Genomic DNA, 15946 nt, shown 5'->3' on the forward strand with positions numbered 1-15946 from the left:
GGATATGAGCAGCATGGACGCCGATGTGACCCTCGCGGAGTTCGAGGTGCTGGAGCGCGCATCGTCCGAGGAAGTCGACGTCGAGCTGATCAATGGAAGGATTTACGTGGTTCCGGTTCCGGATGGCGAGCATGCCGAGTTCGCCAGCATCATCGGCGATCAAATCCGGGATCACTGCCCACAGTGGCGGCTGCTGCCCGAGGTCGGCGTACGGATCCCCGCGTATCGCGAAAGCCGTGCCAGGGTGGACGGTGCGGTCGCACCGCGTGGATATTTTCGGGATCAGCCATCATGGTCCGACCCGGCGGGGGTGCTGCTGATCCTGGAGATCACTTCCGGCCGCGAACGCGACGCAGAGGTCGATCGCATAGAGAAACGCGATGCCTATGCGCAGGCCCACATCCCCGCTTACCTGCTGATCGATCGCCATCGCGCCGAAACGACGGTCCACTGGGAGCCGATGAACGGGGAATACCGGCAGATCGCCACCGCTAAGTTCGGTGTCTCGCTCCGACTGCCGAAGCCCTTCGAATTCGACCTCGATACCAGCGAGTTCGTCTGATTTCTGCCGTGCTCGGGTGTGCCGATGCGTGTTCGTTCGGCGGCACACCCGCTCACTCAGTGCGCGCCGCCGAGCTCCAGCGCGAGCACGCCGAGGATCACCAAGCCGATGCCACCCACCTGGATCAGGGTGAGCCGCTCGTCCAGGAAAAGGACGCCGATGATGGCGATGGCCGCTACGCCGACGGCGGACCAGATGCCGTAGGCGACGCCGATCTGCATGCCGCGCTTGAGTGCTTGGGCGAGGAACCAGAAGGCGCTGGCGTAGCCGACGACCACGATGATCGAGGGAATGACCTTGCTGAATCCGTCGGAGAGTTTCAGCGAAACAGTTGCGGTCACCTCGGACGCAATGGCAATGGCGAGCAGGAGCAAGGTCATGGCGGCAGCGTAACGAGTGCCGGACAATGACTCGCAACGCGCCGTGGGTGGTGCGGCGGCCGGGGGGAACTCGGCGCGGGTGCGACGCGGCGGCGTCCGGCGACGAGGATGTAAGGATCGGGATGGATGTGGTGATGCTCGTCGGCGCGGCGGGGGCGTCGGTGGTTGTCGCGTTGATCGTGTTGCTGGTGGTCGGGGTCCAGCGGTCGATGCGAGCCGAGCGGGCGCGCAAGACTCTGCTGTGGGAATGGTCGCGGGCGCAGGGGTGGTCGTACACCGAGCGCGCCCGCGCGGAGTGGACGTCGCGGCTACCCGGCCGAAATCCGCGCGGCCTCGGCGTGGTGATGACCGGGCACCTCGGCGGCCGGTGGGTGACCGTGGCGGACTACAAGCACGAGACGTCGTCCTCGGACGGCAGTTCCACGACGCACCATTACATCGTCGTTGTCGTGCGCTTGGATCGGCCGCACCTGCCGGTCAGCGTGCTGTCCCGGGGTTCGCTCTCGCAACTGGGCCGCAGCCTGTTCGGCGATAAACCGACCGCCACCGGCAATCCGACGTTCGACTACCGGTACCGCGTCGTCGCGCCCGACCCGCACTACGCCCGCAGGCTGATCGGCCCTCAGCTGATCACCGCGCACCTCTACAACGCGGTCCCGCACTGGAGCCTCGCCGGCCAGGACCTGCTCACCTATCACAAGGGTCAACTACGGCACCCGAAAACCATCCCGGCCCTGGCCGCTCCCCTACTCCACGTCGCGGAACTACTCCCCCCGTGAGTGGCACCACACTCGGCGTTGCCACCACGTGCCACTCGCCGAGGCTCAGCCCAACCAGCTGCGGAGCTGGGTTGTGGTGCCGGCGATTTCCTCGAGTTGCCTGGCGACCTGAGTGCCCGCGGTGCCGCCGCGGGCATTGCGGGAGGCGATGGACCCCTCGACGGTGAGGACCTCGCGGACGTTCGGCGTGAGGGCCGGGTCGATGGCGGCGAATTCCTCGTCGGTGAGTTCGGCCAGGCCGACACCGCGGGACTCGGCCACCCGGACACAGGCGCCGGCCGCCTCGTGCGCCACGCGGAACGGAACACCCTGCCGGACCAGCCATTCGGCGATGTCGGTGGCGAGCGTGAAACCGGCGGGGGCGAGTTCGGCCATCCGGTCGGTGTGGAACCTGAGCGTGGCGACCAGGCCCGCGATGGCAGGCAGCAGCAGTTCCAGTTGCGCGACCGAGTCGAACAGGGGTTCCTTGTCCTCCTGCAGGTCACGGTTGTAGGCCAGCGGCTGCGCCTTCAGGGTGGCCAGCAGCCCGGTGAGGTTACCGATGAGCCTGCCCGCCTTGCCTCGGGTGAGTTCGGAGACGTCCGGGTTCTTCTTCTGCGGCATGATCGAGGAGCCGGTGGACCAGGCGTCGGCCAGGGTGATGTAGCCGAACTCCGGTGTGCTCCAGAGGATTACCTCCTCGGCCAGCCGGCTCAGGTCGACGCCGATCATGGCGAGCACGAACGCGGCCTCGGCGGCGAAGTCCCGTGCGGAGGTCGCGTCGATCGAGTTGGCCGCGGAACCGTCGAAATCGAGTTCGGCGGCGATCGCCTCGGGATCGAGCCCGAGCGACGAACCGGCCAGCGCGCCGGAACCGTACGGCGACACCGCAGCCCGCTTGTCGAAGTCACGCAGCCGATCGATGTCGCGCAGCAGCGGATGCGCGTGCGCGAGCAGGTGATGGGCGAGCAGCACGGGTTGCGCGGCCTGCAGATGCGTCTTGCCCGGCATCACCGCGTCGGGATGCGCGCCCGCCTGCGCCACCAGCGCGTCGACCACGTCGAGCACACCGGACGCGACCCGGCGCACACCGTCGCGCAACCACATCCGGAACAGCGTGGCCACCTGGTCGTTGCGTGACCGCCCGGCGCGCAGCCGACCGCCGAGCTCGGCGCCGACCCGCTCGATCAGCCCACGCTCCAGCGCGCCGTGCACGTCCTCATCGGACTCGGCGGGGCCGAACGCGCCCGAAGCCACGTCGGCGGCGAGCTGATCCAACCCGGTGAGCATGCCGGCGAGATCGCTCTCCGAGAGCAGCCCAGCCTTGTGCAGCACCCGCGCATGCGCCTTCGAAGCACGAATGTCGTACGGCGCCAGGACCCAATCGAACTGCGTCGACTTGCTCAGGGCCGCCATGGCCTCGGCCGGTCCGGACGCGAAACGCCCGCCCCAGAGGGCACCGGTGTTCGTGCTGCCGCTCTGCGTCATGGTGTGCTGTCTCCTCGGGTTGCGGTGGTCAGTAGGTGGTATCGGTGCCGTGCCGTCCGTGCAGTGCTCTGCCATACGCCGCGCCTACCGCGGTGGCACGCCCTCGCTGCGGGATACCACCGACGTGATCTCGCACTGCGCAGGTGGCCACCGGTGCGACGCCGTACCGCCAGTGCTCCGACGCGACCCCACAGTGCAAGCTGCCCACCGGTACGACGCCGCAGTGCGCGGTGCCGGATGGCAGCGCCTCGCACTGTGCCATGCGACTGAGCGCCCGTCTCAGCCTGGTGCAATCCGGCACCGCGCCAAGCCGCGCGGGCTTGGCCGTACCCGTACGTCACCCGGCTGCCGGCGGGCCGAACAACTTTGCTCTGCCCGCACGACGTCAGCGCACGCGCTTACTTCTGGTTCAGATCCCGCCGCGCCGCGACCTTGGAGGACAGCCCGTGGATCTGCACGAAACCCTTGGCCAGCGACTGGTCGAAGGTGTCGCCCTCGTCGTAGGTGGCGAGGTTGAAGTCGTAGAGGGACTGCTCGGAGCGGCGACCGTTGACGACCGCGTTGCCGCCGTGCAGCACCATCCGGATGTCGCCGGAGACGTGCTCCTGGGTTTCGCCGACGAACGCGTCCAGCGCGCGCTTGAGCGGGGAGAACCACAGGCCGTCGTAGACCAGCTCGCCCCAGCGCTGCTCGACCTGCCGCTTGTACCGGCCGAGCTCACGCTCGACGGTGACGGCCTCGAGCTCCTGGTGCGCGGTGATCAGTGCGATGGCGCCGGGCGCCTCGTAGATTTCGCGGCTCTTGATGCCGACGAGCCGGTCCTCGACCATGTCGAGGCGGCCGACGCCCTGCCGTCCGGCGCGGTGGTTCAGCTCGACGATGGCTTCCAGCACGCTCACCTGGCGGCCGTCGATGGCGACCGGAACACCCTTCTCGAAGGTGATGATGAGCTCGTCGGGGGCCTCGAAGTTGACCGTCGCGTCGGCGGTGTAGTCGTAGACGTCCTTGGTCGGCGCGTTCCAGAGGTCCTCCAGGAAGCCGGTCTCCACCGCGCGACCCCACACGTTCTGGTCGATGGAGAACGGGGACTTCTTGGTGACGTTGATCGGCAGCGCGTTCTCCTCGGCGAAGGCGATGGCCTTCTCCCTGGTCCACGCGTAGTCCCGGACCGGGGCGATGACGTTCAGGTCCGGCGCGAGCGCGCCGATGCCGACCTCGAAACGCACCTGGTCGTTGCCCTTGCCGGTGCAGCCGTGCGCGACGGTGCTCGCACCGTGGAACTTGGCCGCCTCGACGAGGTGCTTGACGATGAGCGGCCTGCTGATCGCGGAGACCAGCGGGTAGCGGCCCATGTACATGGCGTTGGCCTGGATGGTCGGCAGGCAGTAGTCGTTGGCGAACTCGTCGCGCGCGTCCACCACGATGGCCTCGACCGCGCCGCAGTCCAGCGCTCGCTGGCGCACCACGTTCATGTCCTCGCCGCCCTGGCCGAGGTCGATGGCCACGGCCACCACCTCGGAACCGGTCTCCTTGGCGATCCAGCTGATCGCCACGGAGGTGTCCAGCCCACCTGAGTAGGCGAGTACGACGCGTTCGGACATGGTCTGTGTGCTCCTCGGTTTCGATGCTTGTGTTCGAAATACGGACCGGCTTCCCGCCACAGCGGCCCGCACGTCCTACAAATGATTATGCACGATGATGCAAGCCCATTCACAACGGGGGTCCGGGAACCGCTCCCGCAGCCCCGGATCGTTCGCGAAAGCCACTGCCCATCAAGCGAATTACGTCCTTGGCGTGCCGTTCCGCGGTGTGCGACCCTGGAAACGGAATCGTCGGGCGGGTAGAAGGACGGACGTCATGAACGCACTGCTCCACCTCGTCGCGGGAGAGTTCAGCACCCTCGGCCACGGTGTCCTGGACGTCGGCCGCGCGGTCGTCGACCTCATTCAAGACATCATCGACGTGGCGACACCGGACCATCGCACACCGCGTGGTGGCGGCGGGCAATACCCGTTCTCCTGACCGGCGTCAGGCGATCTCCTCGATCTTCGCGGCCAGTTCGGCGCCGGTCAGCGGCTCGCGGGCGATGACGGCGATGGTGTCGTCGCCTGCGATGGTGCCGACGATATAGGGCAGCGCGGCGCGGTCGAGCGCGCTGGCCAGGTAGTGCGCGGCACCGGGCGGGGTGCGCAGGACCGCGATATTGCCGCTGTGATCGGTGGAGACCAGCAGGTCGCCGAGGAGCTTCGCGAGACGATCGGTGCCGCCGATGACGCCACGGATGGGGTTGCCGTCCTCGGGAACCACGTAGACGCCCGCGCCACCGTCGGCGGCGCGCAGCTTCACCGCGCCGAGTTCGTCCAGGTCACGCGAGAGGGTGGCCTGCGTAGTCTCGATGCCCTCGGCGGCCAGCAGCGCCGCCAGTTCGGTCTGGCTGCGCACCGCGTGTGCGGTCAGCAGTTCGACAATGCGCGACTGCCGCCCGGCGCGAGTGCGGGCGATCTCCGGGCCTGTCTTGCCGGGTTCTGGGTGCGCGACGCTCACGACCACACCTCGCCGACGCGCGCTGCCGCCGTACCCATGGACGCGTGGCGCGTTGTTCGCGCGCTCACCTCGTAAACGCATGCAACCGCAAGCCCCGCAGGCGTTGCGCGCATCGTTCGCTCACTCACGACGGCACATCGCGGACCTGCATCTCTCATGCCGCACCATCGCTTCGCTTGCCCAGTAACCACACCAGCAGCGCCTTCTGCGCGTGCAGCCGGTTCTCCGCCTCGTCCCACACCACACTGTGCGGACCGTCGAGCACCTCGTCGGTGACCTCCTCGCCGCGGTGCGCGGGTAGGCAGTGCAGCACAACGGCGTCCGGCTGGGCGCGCGCGAGCAGCTCGCCGTTCACCTGGAACGGGCGGAACGGGCCGACGCGGTCCAGACCGTCGTTCTCCTGACCCATCGAGGTCCAGGTGTCGGTGACCAACGCGTCCGCGCCGTCGGCCGCGGCGATCGGGTCGGCGGTCAGGGTGATCGTGGCGCCGGTGTCGGCGGCCCGCTTGCGGGCGGCCTCCAGGATCCACGGCAGCGGCTCGAAACCGGTTGGCGCGGCGATGGTGACGTTGAGACCCGCGGTGACGCCGCCGAGCAGCAGCGAGTGCGCCATGTTGTTGGCGCCGTCGCCGAAGTAGGTGAGGTTGCGCCCCACCAGGTTTCCCTTGCGCTCGGCGAGGGTCTGCAGGTCGGCGAGCACCTGGCAGGGGTGGAACTCGTTGGACAGCGCGTTCACCACCGGAACCGTTGCGGTGGCCGACATCTCGTCGAGCCGAACCTGCTCGAAGGTGCGCCACACGATCGCGTCGACGTAGCGGGAGAGCACCCGGCCGGTGTCGCCGAGGGTCTCCTCGCGGCCCAGCTGGGTGTCGCGCCCGTCCACCACCACCGCGTGCCCGCCGAGCTGAGCGATGCCCACCTCGAAGGAGAACCGGGTGCGGGTGGAGTTCTTCTCGAAGATCACGCCGACCCCGCGCGGCCCCTCCAGCGGACGCTGGGAGAACGGCGCCTGCTTGAGTTCGGCGGCCAGGGTGAGGATTTCGGCCTGCTCGGCCGGGCTCACGTCGTCGTCGCGGAGGAAATGCCGTACCTGCTGTGCTGAAGTCATTGCGCCGCAGCCTCCTTCGCATCTTGGGTGGCCGAGTCCAGGATCTCCGGCAGATCGGCGACGAAATTGTCGGCCTGGGTCTCGGTGAGAATCAGCGGCGGAGCGAGCCGAATAACGTTGGGCTTGGCCGGATTCACCAGATATCCGGCGGCCCGTGCCCGCGCCTCGACGTGGGCAGAGACGTCGTCGGTGAGCACGATGCCGAGCAGCAGCCCGGCCCCGCGCACGTGGTCGATCAGCGGATGCTCCAGCAGTTCGATGCCGTCGGCGAGCCGCTTACCGACCGACTCCACATGGGCGAGCAGGTCCTGTTCGTCGATGGTGCGCAGCACGGCGAGCGCGGCCGCCGCGCACACCGGGTTGCCGCCGAAGGTCGTGCCGTGCAGGCCGGGGGTGAGCAGTTCGGCGGCCGCGCCGGTGGCCAGCACCGCGCCGATCGGCAGCCCGCCGCCGAGCCCCTTGGCGAGGGTGATCACGTCGGGCACGATGCCCGCGGCGTGGTGGGCGTAGAACTTTCCGGTCCGGCCGATGCCGGTCTGCACCTCGTCGAGGATGAGCAGCGCGCCGTGGCGCGCGGTGATCTCGCGGGCCTTGACCAGGTAGTCGGCCGGCGGCACGACGACGCCGCTCTCCCCCATCATCGGCTCCAGGAACACCGCGGCGGTGTCCTGATCGACCACGGCTGCCAGCGCGGCGGCGTCACCGTAGGGCACATGCACGACGCCTGCGGGCAGCGGCTCGAACGGCGTCCGCTTCGCGGCCTGCCCGGTCAGCGCGAGCGCACCCATGGTCCGGCCGTGGAAGGCCTCTTCGCAGGCAATGATCTTGCGACGCCCGGTCAGCCGCGCGATCTTGAACGCGGCCTCGTTGGCCTCGGTGCCCGAGTTGCAGAAGAAGGCCCGCCCGCTGTGGCCCGCTTCGGAGGAACCGTCCCCGAAGTGCGCGAGCAGGCGCTCGGCCAGTTCGATCACCGGTTCGTTGGCGTAGATGTTCGAGACATGGCCGAGCGTGCCGAGTTGCTCGGTGACCGCGGCCAGGATCGCCGGATGGGCGTGCCCGAGGCTGTTCACCGCGATGCCGCCGAGAAAATCGACGTAGCGGTTGCCGTCCGCGTCGTAGACCACCGCGCCCGCCCCGCGCACCAGTGCGATCTTCGGCGTGCCGTAGTTGTTCATCATCGCGGCGGACCACCGCGCCTGGAGTTCTTGGTCTGTACTCATTATCTCGTTCCGTCCGGCGAGCCCGCCCCGTTCGAGGACGAGTCGGGGGTCACCATCGTTCCGATTCCTTCTCCGGTGAACAGTTCCAGCAGTACGGCGTGCGGCACGCGTCCGTCGATCACGTGCGCGGTCGGCACCCCGCCCTGCACGGCGCGCAGGCAGGCCTCCATCTTCGGCACCATGCCCGCATCCAGACGGGGCAGCAACTCCGCGAGCGCCGCCGTATCGATGCGGGTGATCAGCGAGGACCGGTCCGGCCAGTCGGTGTAGAGGCCTTCGACGTCGGTCAGCACCACCAGTTTCTCGGCGCCGATGCCCTCGGCGAGCGCGGCGGCGGCGGTGTCTGCGTTGATGTTGTGCACCACCCCGTCCACGTCCGGCGCGATGGTGGACACCACCGGGATGCGGCCCGCGTCGATCAGGTCGAGCACCGCCTCCGGATTGACCGACGTGACGTCGCCGACCAGCCCGATGTCGGTGGGCTCGCCGTCGACCTCGACGGTGCGGCGGGTCGCGGTGAACAGCCCGGCGTCCTCACCGGAGATGCCGACCGCATATGGACCGTGCGCGTTGATCAACCCGACAAGCTCGCGTCCGACCTGCCCGAACAACACCATGCGCACCACGTCCATCACCTCCGGCGTGGTCACCCGGAAGCCGCCCCGGAACTCGCCCTCCAGGCCGAGCTTCTTCAGCATGGCGCTGATCTGCGGGCCGCCGCCGTGCACCACCACCGGGTGCACGCCGACGGTGCGCAGGAACGCCATGTCGGCGGCGAACGCTCGCTCGAGTTCCGGGTCGACCATGGCGTTGCCGCCGAACTTCACCACCACGATCTTGTCCCGGAACTTCTGCAGCCAGGGCAGCGCGTCGGCCAGGATGTGCGCCTTGTCCAGCGCCGAAAGCTCGTGGCGGAGTTGGCTTGTCATGAGCTGTACGCCGAATTCTCTTCGACGTAGCCGTGCGAGAGGTCGGTGGTGCGGATGGTGGCCGCCGCGGTGCCGACATTCAGCTCGATCAGCACCTCGATGTCGCCACCGGACAGGTCGACGTCGCGGGCGCCCGGTGCGCCGACGCCGTCGACGCAGACCGGATTTCCGTTGAACGACACCGAGATCCGGTTCGGGTCGAGGGTGACCGGCGCCATGCCGACCGCGGCGAGCACCCGCCCCCAGTTCGGGTCGGAGCCGAAAAGCGCCGTCTTGACCAGGCTGTCGCGGGCCACGGTGCGCGCGGCGGCCACCGCCTCGTCCTCACTAGCCGCGCTCGCGACGGTGACCAGCACCCGCTTGGTGACACCCTCCGCGTCGGCCATCAGCTGGGCGGCCAGGTCGTCGCAGACCGCGAGCACGGCGGCGTCGAGGTCCTCCTGGCTGGGCGTGACCTCGCTGGCGCCGTTGGCGAGCAGCAGCACGGTGTCGTTGGTCGAGCAGGAGCCGTCGACGTCGAGCCGGTCGAAGGTGCGTTTGGTGGCGTTGCGCAGCGCCTGATCCAGCTGTTCGGGGGTGGCGGCGGCGTCGGTGGTCAGCACCACCAGCATGGTGGCCAGCGAGGGGGCGAGCATGCCCGCGCCCTTGGCCATGCCGCCGACGTTCCACTTGTCGCGATGGTGGAACGCGGCCTCCTTGGGCACGGTGTCGGTGGTCATGATCGCGTGCGCCGCGTCGAGTCCACCGGAGAGCCCGCCGCCCATCTCGTGCACGATCTCGGTGATCGCGGGGACGAGCTTGTCCATCGGCAGCCGGTCGCCGATCAAACCCGTCGAACAGACGGCGATCTCACCGGCGCCGGTCTCGGAGCCCCAATTGCTCAGTGCCGCAGCCAGTTCCTCGGCGGTCTTGTGCGTGTCCTGGAAGCCGCCAGGACCGGTGCAGGCGTTCGCGCCGCCGGAGTTCAGGATCACCGCGCGCAGTCGGCCGCCCGACAGCACCTGCTGCGACCACAGCACCGGGGCGGCCTTCACCTTGTTCCGGGTGAAGACGCCCGCCGCCGCGTACTCCGGACCCTCGTTGAAAACCAGTGCCAGGTCCGGCTTTCCGCTGGCCTTGATGCCTGCCGCGATACCGGCGGCACGGAAGCCGAGCGGGCCGGTCACGCCCTGGTTGCGCACCAGCTTGCCGTTGGCGGTCTGCGTCGCAGCGGATGTCGTCACGGTGCCACTCCTACGGTGGAAAGTCCTGCGGTCTCGTCGAATCCGACGGCCAGGTTCATCGATTGCACCGCGGCGCCCGCGGTGCCCTTGGTCAAGTTGTCGATCGCGCCGATCACCACGAGCAAGCCCGCGTCGGCATCCACCGCCACCTGCAGGGTGACGGCGTTGGAGCCCAGTACCGCGCCGGTCTGCGGCAGTACGCCTTCGGGCAGCAGGTGCACGAATGGTTCGTCGGCATAGGCTTTTTCGTAGACCGCGCGGGCCTGGGCGGCATCCACCGAGGTCGGTGCCGTGCAGGTCGCCAGGATGCCGCGCGGCATCGGGGCCAGCACCGGCGTGAACGACACGGCGACGTCGATGCCGCCCGCCGCCTTCAGGTTCTGGGCGATCTCCGGGGTGTGCCGGTGCGCGCCCGCGATGCTGTACGCCCGCACCGAACCCATCACCTCGGAGCCGAGCAGACCGACGTCGAGCTTGCGTCCGGCGCCCGAGGTACCGCTCACCGCAACGACATTCACGTTCGGGGCGACGATCCCGGCGGCGACCGCCGGTGCCATCGCCAGACTCGCCACGGTCGGGTAGCAACCCGGCACCGCGATCCGGCTCGCGCCGCGCAGCTTGTCCCGGCCGCCCGGTAGCTCGGGCAGCCCGTACGGCCAGCTGCCGGCGTGCGCGCTTCCGTAATACTTCTCCCACGCCTGCGCGTCGGTCAGGCGGAAGTCGGCGCCGCAGTCGATGATCACCGTCGACGCGGGCAGCTGCTCGGCGATCGCCGCGGACTGCCCGTGTGGCAGGCCGAGGAACACCACATCGTGACCCGCCAACTCCTCGACGGTGGTCGGTGCGAGCACCCGGTCCGCCAACGGCAGCAGGTGCGGCTGCAGCGCCCCGAGCGCGGTTCCGGCGTTGGACCCCGCCGTCAACGCGCCGATCACCAGGCGGCCCGCGCGGTACGCGGGATGCCCCAGCAGCAGTCGCAACACTTCCCCGCCCGCGTAACCACTCGCCCCGGCCACCGCGACCCGCAACGCGGGCCCGTCCGGCGCCGGCGCGTGCACCGAATCAACCATGTGATGATTATGCACGACTATGCAAGCTCATTCACCAGCTGGTCCCGCCTTGGTCGGATCACGCTGGAAAATTCGGGGGTTCGCAGGCTTGATACCCGGCTCGGTGGGGTGCAAACGCTGGTCGGCGCTGCGGGTCCTGTCGAGGTCGAGCGGTGGTTGTGCAGCCGGTTCCGACGCCAGCGCCCGTCAGGTGTGCCGCGAACAGCATCCGGGGCGGTCTCGATTCGCAGGCATACCGCGCGGATTAAGTGGTAGTTCCCACGCGAAGGGCGCAATGCGGGACACCGCCGCGCCACCGGAAGTTATCGAGAAGAGGAGGACCATCATGCCGTTCACCAACCGCCGCATCGGCTCCGACCTACGCCGATTGTCCGTCGGCGCGGCCCTGACCGTCGCGCTGATCGGCGGTGGCAGTGCGCTGGCCACCGCGGAACCCGTGAGTGAGCAGGAAGCCCTCGACGCGGCGCGGCAGGCATTGATGGGGGCGACCGTGGAGTCCGTCGAGCTGGACACCGCGGACGGCACCCCCAAATGGGAGGTCGACGTCAAAACCCGCGACGGCAACGGATACGAGGTGACGGTCGACGCGCGCACCGGGACGGTGATCTCGATCGACCGAGACAACGACTGACCCCGCGCCCGAGCACAGGTCCCGGCCCTCGCTCGCTCCGGGCCGGGCAGTGTCTTCGTAATACCTTGCCGGACAAGCCCGGGCCTGGCGCCCCCTCCGCACCAGGCCCGGTAGTACTCATGATCCGGTAGCTCGGCGCTCGGCTACTTGGACAAACCTGCTACGGATCAGGGCAATGCGGTGACCCGCCTCGATTGCAGGCCATGCCCGCGCGACTCAGGAATTCATAGCGAACGCGTCGTCGTTCCCGATGGCTATTAACTGCCATGCCAAGCCTTGACCCCGACGACGGATAAGCCGTCGACCTGTACCGGCGACCGCTCGAATTCATTCAAGACTCCCGGGGCAGCAGTGCCCGTCGGGACCATTTCGAGTAACAGGTGCGACTTTTCTGCGATGTGTTCCAGACAACACTATTTCAGGAGGTTCGCAATGGTATCCACGAAACGGCTTGTCGCCGGTGCCGTCGTTGCCACCGCAGCCGCAGCCACTGTGCTGGCCGGCGGTGGTGTCGCCCAGGCCGACGTACCGGTATGGCAGGCCAACTGTCACGTTTACAACATCTTCAACACCGGCGGAATGGCCAATTGCGAGCTGCCGACCTGGCACCAGGTAAAACTCACCTGCGTCGCCTGGCCCATCCCCTTCACCTACTGGAAATACGGCCCGGTGCAATACGGCCAGAACCAGTCGTGGGCCAGCTGCGACTCACTGAATGCCCTGGTAGGCATCGAGGTCATCCAAGCGTAGGTCCCGATCGCCGATTCCAGAGTCGGCCTTCTATGAACCGGTGAGGATCGAGGCTTCGGGTGCGGCGGAAACCGCGTCGGTGACGGCGGACTGGGCGGTGGCCGCGTCGGCGGCTGGTGCTTGGGCGGGGTAATAGTCGGCGGTTCTGGTGCCGGTGAAAAAGTCGGTGGTCCAACCGACGGCCAGGGTTTGCAAAGTCGAGATGTTCACGGATTTCGGGTTGCCGCACAACAGGTTGCCCATCATGTCGCCGCTGTCGCCTTCGGCGTCGGTGTGCACGCCTGTACCGATGCGGACACCGAGGTAGCCACGGTGCAGCAGGCGTTGAGCGGCCGCGGTGCCGACTCCGAAGAGGTTGCATTGCGAGGGTTTCGCCGCAATGTCGAGAATCGGTAGGTCGGTGTGGTCGAGATCGGTGAGGGCTTGATCGGTGTTGTCGCCGAGGAATGATTTCACGGGGTCGAGCAGGACGAGTCCGTGCAAGTCGGCGAAGGCGGCGGGGTGGTCGGCGTGCAGTCGGTGGGCGACATACTCGACGGCCTCGGCGCCGGCGGAGTGTCCGACGAACACGGTCTGCCGCGGCAGTCGCAGCTCCGGACGGTGCGCCGCCGACGTGGCCGCGGCGAAGCTGCGGGCCAGCGGACCGGCGGGGTCGGCGGCGAACAGTCCGGCGATGTTGTCGAGAAAGCCGGTGTTGTCGCCGAGATTCTGCAGAGTGCATCCTGCCGGATCGAGGAACGGCAGGGCGGGGGCGAAGACGACATAGCCCGCAGCGGCGAAATGCTCGGCGAGGCTGGCCACGTTCGCGTTGCTTCGCGCGAAACCGTGTTGCAGCCAGACCAGACCGTTGGCAGGCCCCTCGGGCAGGTACCAGTCGACGTTGCGGTGCCGGACGGCATCCCCGCAGCCGATGTCGATGGTTTCGGGCATCCGATCGGGCTCGGCATGCGCGATGGGTGTCGCGGCGGACGCCACGGCGCAGGCGGCGGCGAACATGGCAGTGAGCACAAGGCTCCGTAGGTTCATCTTCACTCCTGTGCGGAAACACGCCGCTCCGGGGCGGGAGCCGGAATTAACTGGTCACATGACCAATTGAGACCCGCTCGCCGAGAGCTGTCAAACGGTGGGCCACAGATCACACCGCGGACGCCGTGATTGCGGCTTTTGCCTGATCACGCGGCACTTCGACCGTCGAAGACGGGGTTCGCTCGATGCTCGGAACACCAAAGAAGACCCGGCCCCAACAGGTTCCGGACCTTCCGGGTAAACGACGATCAGTCCGCGTTGGCGGTCGGAGATGCCGCACGCATCGAAGTCCTCGGGAGCTGCGGAAATTCGGCCTACGCGGCACAGTGGAAATATGGACGTATTGCGTGACTACGCACTGCTCGCCCTTCGGGTCGATCGGCTGGTGACACAACACCCCACGGGAAGTTGGATTCTCGACTATCGGGGGCCCGCACGGTGGCTGGACGAGGTGGCGAACGAGCCCTTGGCGAATCCGGCGGACCTGGCCCGGGCCGCGCAGGACATGCAAGCGGCCGTTGCCGACAACGATCCCGCTCTGGCAGAGCAGGTACAGGCGCTGCACACCATCGCCCGACGACTGACCGGGGAGCAGTTGCCGTTTGCCGAACAGGTGCGCGGCATGCTGGGCATCGACGCCGAATGGATTCCCGATGAGGTCTTCGACGAGGCCTACCAACTGCTGGACGAGGCCCTACCCGAGACGAAAGGCACGCTCGCACAACGGTTGCACGCCTGGCGCGCCGCACACAGCCTGCCGCCCGGCCGACCAGAACGACTGTCCGAACTGGTTCACCAGGCACTGACGGAGACCCGACGGCGCACCGCGCCGCTACTGCCACTACCCGAGAACATCGATGTGACAGTGGAATTCGCGCCCGGACCATTTCGTGGACTGCATCGAGGCGGAACCACCGGCAGCGTGTTCGTCGATCCGAGCCTGCCCTTCAACCTCGCCGATCTGTTCTATGTCGTCGCCCACGAGGCGGTTCCGGGCCATATCTGCGAATTCATGTTGAAAGAAAAGCATCAGGGCCACCGTCCCGACATCCAGGTGCGATTCATGCCGTCACCGGCGTACGTGATATCCGAAGGTATCGGACTGCACGCCCCGCAGCTACTCTTCCCCGGCGACGAAGCCCAGCACTGGCTGCTCGACAATATCGAAGAGCTCCAAGCAGATTCGAGCAACTACGCGACAATCCAGCACGCACGCAACATCTTGTGGGGCGCGTATTGCAACGCCTCGCTACTACTCGCCGAAGCGACACCGTGGCCGAAAGTCCGCGACTACCTCGCCGACACCGCACTGGTAACCGACGACGAACTGACGTTCTTACTAGGCTTTCTCAGCACCCCCTTCACCGAGCCATACATCTTCACCTACTACCACGGCTGGCGCCTAGTCCAACCGCACCTGAATAATCCAGCCTTCCTACGGCGAGCGCTCACCGAACAACTCGCTGTCTCGTCACTGCGGGTCGTTTAAATCGTCAAACCTCACGAGCGAACCCTGCGGCGTACCCCGATCTACCCACAGAACGACCTCGCCGATCGGTGCTCCGCGGCGGTCGGTGACCGCACCACTGGCGACGATGCCGGTCTGTGCCCGTTCGATCCGTACACGAATCGCCACTCCTCGGTGCGCACGCTGATCATGCCGCGACCGGCGATTCGTGACAGTCGGGCGGCAGCGGGCTCCCCTGGACAATCCGGACTATCGGCGACGAAGATGGCCCCATGTTCCGACGCGCCGGTGTCGACCCAGCGGTCCAACGAATCCGACAGCTGGCGATCTCGCTCGAGGTGCCGCGGCCGTGGAATCTGGCGACCTTCGTCGAGCACGTGGCCGAACGCGTGGGCAAACCGATTCTGATTGTTCCGCAAGAGGATCTGACCACGGGTGGGTTTCCGTGCGGACTCGTCGTCGAACGCGCCGACGATATCGTCATCGCCTACGACGCGGCCAGCACCGGCTATCACACCGAGCACATCGTGATGCACGAGATCGCCCATCTTCTGCTCGACCACGCCGGATTCGTTTCGCCGGGGGCGCAGCACCGGACGCTCGCGGCACTGTTCCCCGACTTGGACATCGATAGTGTGCTACGCGTGCTGGCCCGCAGTAATTACGACGATGTCGACGAGAACCAGGCCGAAATGTTCGCCTCCATGCTCATGTCCGACGTCGATCTGGGCGTCCAGCGGCCACGTTCGGTGCTCGGCCGCTTGGTCTTTCAGCGCTGAGCCGCGCGCG

Annotated in this window: 17 protein-coding genes; 7 read left to right on the forward strand and 10 right to left on the reverse strand. The window is 67.6% G+C overall.

Features of this window, described 5'->3' with window-relative positions; translation table 11 throughout:
• Nucleotides 1-4: 4 nt before the first annotated feature.
• The gene (locus tag ACIHA7_RS38275; protein ID WP_397296784.1) at nucleotides 5-562 is read left to right on the forward strand and encodes a Uma2 family endonuclease; all 558 of its coding nucleotides are present in this window, start codon (nucleotides 5-7) and stop codon (nucleotides 560-562) included.
• A gap of 56 nt (nucleotides 563-618) precedes the next feature.
• On the opposite strand, the gene ACIHA7_RS38280 is transcribed toward ACIHA7_RS38275, so the two are convergent.
• Nucleotides 619-942: a DMT family transporter gene (locus ACIHA7_RS38280; protein ID WP_397296786.1), complete on the reverse strand. Its 324-nt coding sequence runs from the start codon at nucleotides 940-942 to the stop codon at nucleotides 619-621.
• A 26-nt stretch (nucleotides 943-968) separates the two neighbouring features.
• Between ACIHA7_RS38280 and ACIHA7_RS38285 the strand changes: the two genes are divergently transcribed.
• Nucleotides 969-1721, forward strand: coding sequence for a hypothetical protein (locus tag ACIHA7_RS38285; RefSeq protein WP_397296789.1), 753 nt, complete (start codon nucleotides 969-971; stop codon nucleotides 1719-1721).
• A 45-nt stretch (nucleotides 1722-1766) separates the two neighbouring features.
• On the opposite strand, the gene argH is transcribed toward ACIHA7_RS38285, so the two are convergent.
• Nucleotides 1767-3188, reverse strand: coding sequence for an argininosuccinate lyase (gene argH, locus ACIHA7_RS38290; RefSeq protein WP_397296792.1), 1422 nt, complete (start codon nucleotides 3186-3188; stop codon nucleotides 1767-1769).
• 398 nt (nucleotides 3189-3586) lie between these two features.
• Nucleotides 3587-4789 carry an argininosuccinate synthase gene (locus ACIHA7_RS38295; RefSeq protein WP_135236099.1) on the reverse strand — a complete coding sequence of 401 codons (1203 nt, stop codon included), beginning with the start codon at nucleotides 4787-4789 and terminating at the stop codon, nucleotides 3587-3589.
• 256 nt (nucleotides 4790-5045) lie between these two features.
• On the opposite strand from ACIHA7_RS38295, the gene ACIHA7_RS38300 reads away from it, so the two are divergent.
• Nucleotides 5046-5210, forward strand: a complete 165-nt coding sequence (locus ACIHA7_RS38300) for a hypothetical protein (RefSeq protein WP_194835409.1) — start codon at nucleotides 5046-5048, stop codon at nucleotides 5208-5210.
• 6 nt (nucleotides 5211-5216) lie between these two features.
• Here ACIHA7_RS38300 and ACIHA7_RS38305 read toward each other — a convergent pair whose 3' ends face one another.
• The 6 genes from ACIHA7_RS38305 to argC form a co-directional block, all read right to left on the reverse strand.
• The gene (locus ACIHA7_RS38305) at nucleotides 5217-5732 is read right to left on the reverse strand and encodes an arginine repressor (protein WP_397296796.1); all 516 of its coding nucleotides are present in this window, start codon (nucleotides 5730-5732) and stop codon (nucleotides 5217-5219) included.
• Nucleotides 5733-5886: 154 nt separating this feature from the next.
• Nucleotides 5887-6840: an ornithine carbamoyltransferase gene (gene argF, locus ACIHA7_RS38310; protein ID WP_397296798.1), complete on the reverse strand. Its 954-nt coding sequence runs from the start codon at nucleotides 6838-6840 to the stop codon at nucleotides 5887-5889.
• Entirely contained in the window at nucleotides 6837-8060 is a 1224-nt protein-coding gene (locus ACIHA7_RS38315) for an acetylornithine transaminase (RefSeq protein WP_397296801.1), read from the reverse strand. The genes argF and ACIHA7_RS38315 overlap by 4 nt, the downstream gene beginning before the upstream one ends.
• On the reverse strand, nucleotides 8060-8989 hold the full coding sequence (gene argB / locus ACIHA7_RS38320) for an acetylglutamate kinase (protein WP_397296803.1): 930 nt from the start codon (nucleotides 8987-8989) through the stop codon (nucleotides 8060-8062). The genes ACIHA7_RS38315 and argB overlap by 1 nt, the downstream gene beginning before the upstream one ends.
• Nucleotides 8986-10212, reverse strand: a complete 1227-nt coding sequence (argJ, locus tag ACIHA7_RS38325) for a bifunctional glutamate N-acetyltransferase/amino-acid acetyltransferase ArgJ (protein ID WP_397296805.1) — start codon at nucleotides 10210-10212, stop codon at nucleotides 8986-8988. The genes argB and argJ overlap by 4 nt, the downstream gene beginning before the upstream one ends.
• Nucleotides 10209-11282, reverse strand: coding sequence for an N-acetyl-gamma-glutamyl-phosphate reductase (gene argC / locus ACIHA7_RS38330; protein WP_397296808.1), 1074 nt, complete (start codon nucleotides 11280-11282; stop codon nucleotides 10209-10211). The genes argJ and argC overlap by 4 nt, the downstream gene beginning before the upstream one ends.
• A gap of 325 nt (nucleotides 11283-11607) precedes the next feature.
• On the opposite strand from argC, the gene ACIHA7_RS38335 reads away from it, so the two are divergent.
• Together ACIHA7_RS38335 and ACIHA7_RS38340 are read left to right on the forward strand one after the other, a co-directional pair.
• The gene (locus ACIHA7_RS38335; RefSeq protein WP_397296810.1) at nucleotides 11608-11913 is read left to right on the forward strand and encodes a PepSY domain-containing protein; all 306 of its coding nucleotides are present in this window, start codon (nucleotides 11608-11610) and stop codon (nucleotides 11911-11913) included.
• A gap of 432 nt (nucleotides 11914-12345) precedes the next feature.
• On the forward strand, nucleotides 12346-12663 hold the full coding sequence (locus ACIHA7_RS38340; protein ID WP_397296813.1) for a hypothetical protein: 318 nt from the start codon (nucleotides 12346-12348) through the stop codon (nucleotides 12661-12663).
• A 30-nt stretch (nucleotides 12664-12693) separates the two neighbouring features.
• Here the strand turns inward: ACIHA7_RS38340 and ACIHA7_RS38345 are convergent, their stop codons facing one another.
• A complete protein-coding gene (locus tag ACIHA7_RS38345) occupies nucleotides 12694-13689 on the reverse strand; it encodes a hypothetical protein (protein ID WP_397296816.1) in 996 nt (331 codons plus the stop codon).
• Between the two features lie 334 nt (nucleotides 13690-14023).
• On the opposite strand from ACIHA7_RS38345, the gene ACIHA7_RS38350 reads away from it, so the two are divergent.
• Both ACIHA7_RS38350 and ACIHA7_RS38355 read left to right on the forward strand, forming a co-directional pair.
• Entirely contained in the window at nucleotides 14024-15178 is a 1155-nt protein-coding gene (locus ACIHA7_RS38350; RefSeq protein ID WP_397296819.1) for a hypothetical protein, read from the forward strand.
• 251 nt (nucleotides 15179-15429) lie between these two features.
• Entirely contained in the window at nucleotides 15430-15936 is a 507-nt protein-coding gene (locus tag ACIHA7_RS38355) for a CUE domain-containing protein (RefSeq protein ID WP_397296821.1), read from the forward strand.
• Nucleotides 15937-15946 lie beyond the last annotated feature (10 nt).

Origin of the sequence: Nocardia sp. NPDC052316, from assembly GCF_044547795.1 — a bacterium.
Taxonomy (GTDB): Bacteria; Actinomycetota; Actinomycetes; order Mycobacteriales; family Mycobacteriaceae; genus Nocardia.

Bases quoted from the DNA above. Each gene is read 5' to 3' on its own strand.
- ACIHA7_RS38275 (WP_397296784.1), top strand. From the start codon at position 5: ATGAGCAGCATGGACGCCGATGTGACCCTCGCGGAGTTCGAGGTGCTG.
- ACIHA7_RS38280 (WP_397296786.1), bottom strand. From the start codon at position 942: ATGACCTTGCTCCTGCTCGCCATTGCCATTGCGTCCGAGGTGACCGCA.
- ACIHA7_RS38285 (WP_397296789.1), top strand. From the start codon at position 969: ATGACTCGCAACGCGCCGTGGGTGGTGCGGCGGCCGGGGGGAACTCGG.
- argH (WP_397296792.1), bottom strand. From the start codon at position 3,188: ATGACGCAGAGCGGCAGCACGAACACCGGTGCCCTCTGGGGCGGGCGT.
- ACIHA7_RS38295 (WP_135236099.1), bottom strand. From the start codon at position 4,789: ATGTCCGAACGCGTCGTACTCGCCTACTCAGGTGGGCTGGACACCTCC.
- ACIHA7_RS38300 (WP_194835409.1), top strand. From the start codon at position 5,046: ATGAACGCACTGCTCCACCTCGTCGCGGGAGAGTTCAGCACCCTCGGC.
- argF (WP_397296798.1), bottom strand. From the start codon at position 6,840: ATGACTTCAGCACAGCAGGTACGGCATTTCCTCCGCGACGACGACGTG.
- ACIHA7_RS38315 (WP_397296801.1), bottom strand. From the start codon at position 8,060: ATGAGTACAGACCAAGAACTCCAGGCGCGGTGGTCCGCCGCGATGATG.
- argB (WP_397296803.1), bottom strand. From the start codon at position 8,989: ATGACAAGCCAACTCCGCCACGAGCTTTCGGCGCTGGACAAGGCGCAC.
- argC (WP_397296808.1), bottom strand. From the start codon at position 11,282: ATGGTTGATTCGGTGCACGCGCCGGCGCCGGACGGGCCCGCGTTGCGG.
- ACIHA7_RS38335 (WP_397296810.1), top strand. From the start codon at position 11,608: ATGCCGTTCACCAACCGCCGCATCGGCTCCGACCTACGCCGATTGTCC.
- ACIHA7_RS38340 (WP_397296813.1), top strand. From the start codon at position 12,346: ATGGTATCCACGAAACGGCTTGTCGCCGGTGCCGTCGTTGCCACCGCA.
- ACIHA7_RS38345 (WP_397296816.1), bottom strand. From the start codon at position 13,689: ATGAACCTACGGAGCCTTGTGCTCACTGCCATGTTCGCCGCCGCCTGC.
- ACIHA7_RS38350 (WP_397296819.1), top strand. From the start codon at position 14,024: ATGGACGTATTGCGTGACTACGCACTGCTCGCCCTTCGGGTCGATCGG.
- ACIHA7_RS38355 (WP_397296821.1), top strand. From the start codon at position 15,430: ATGTTCCGACGCGCCGGTGTCGACCCAGCGGTCCAACGAATCCGACAG.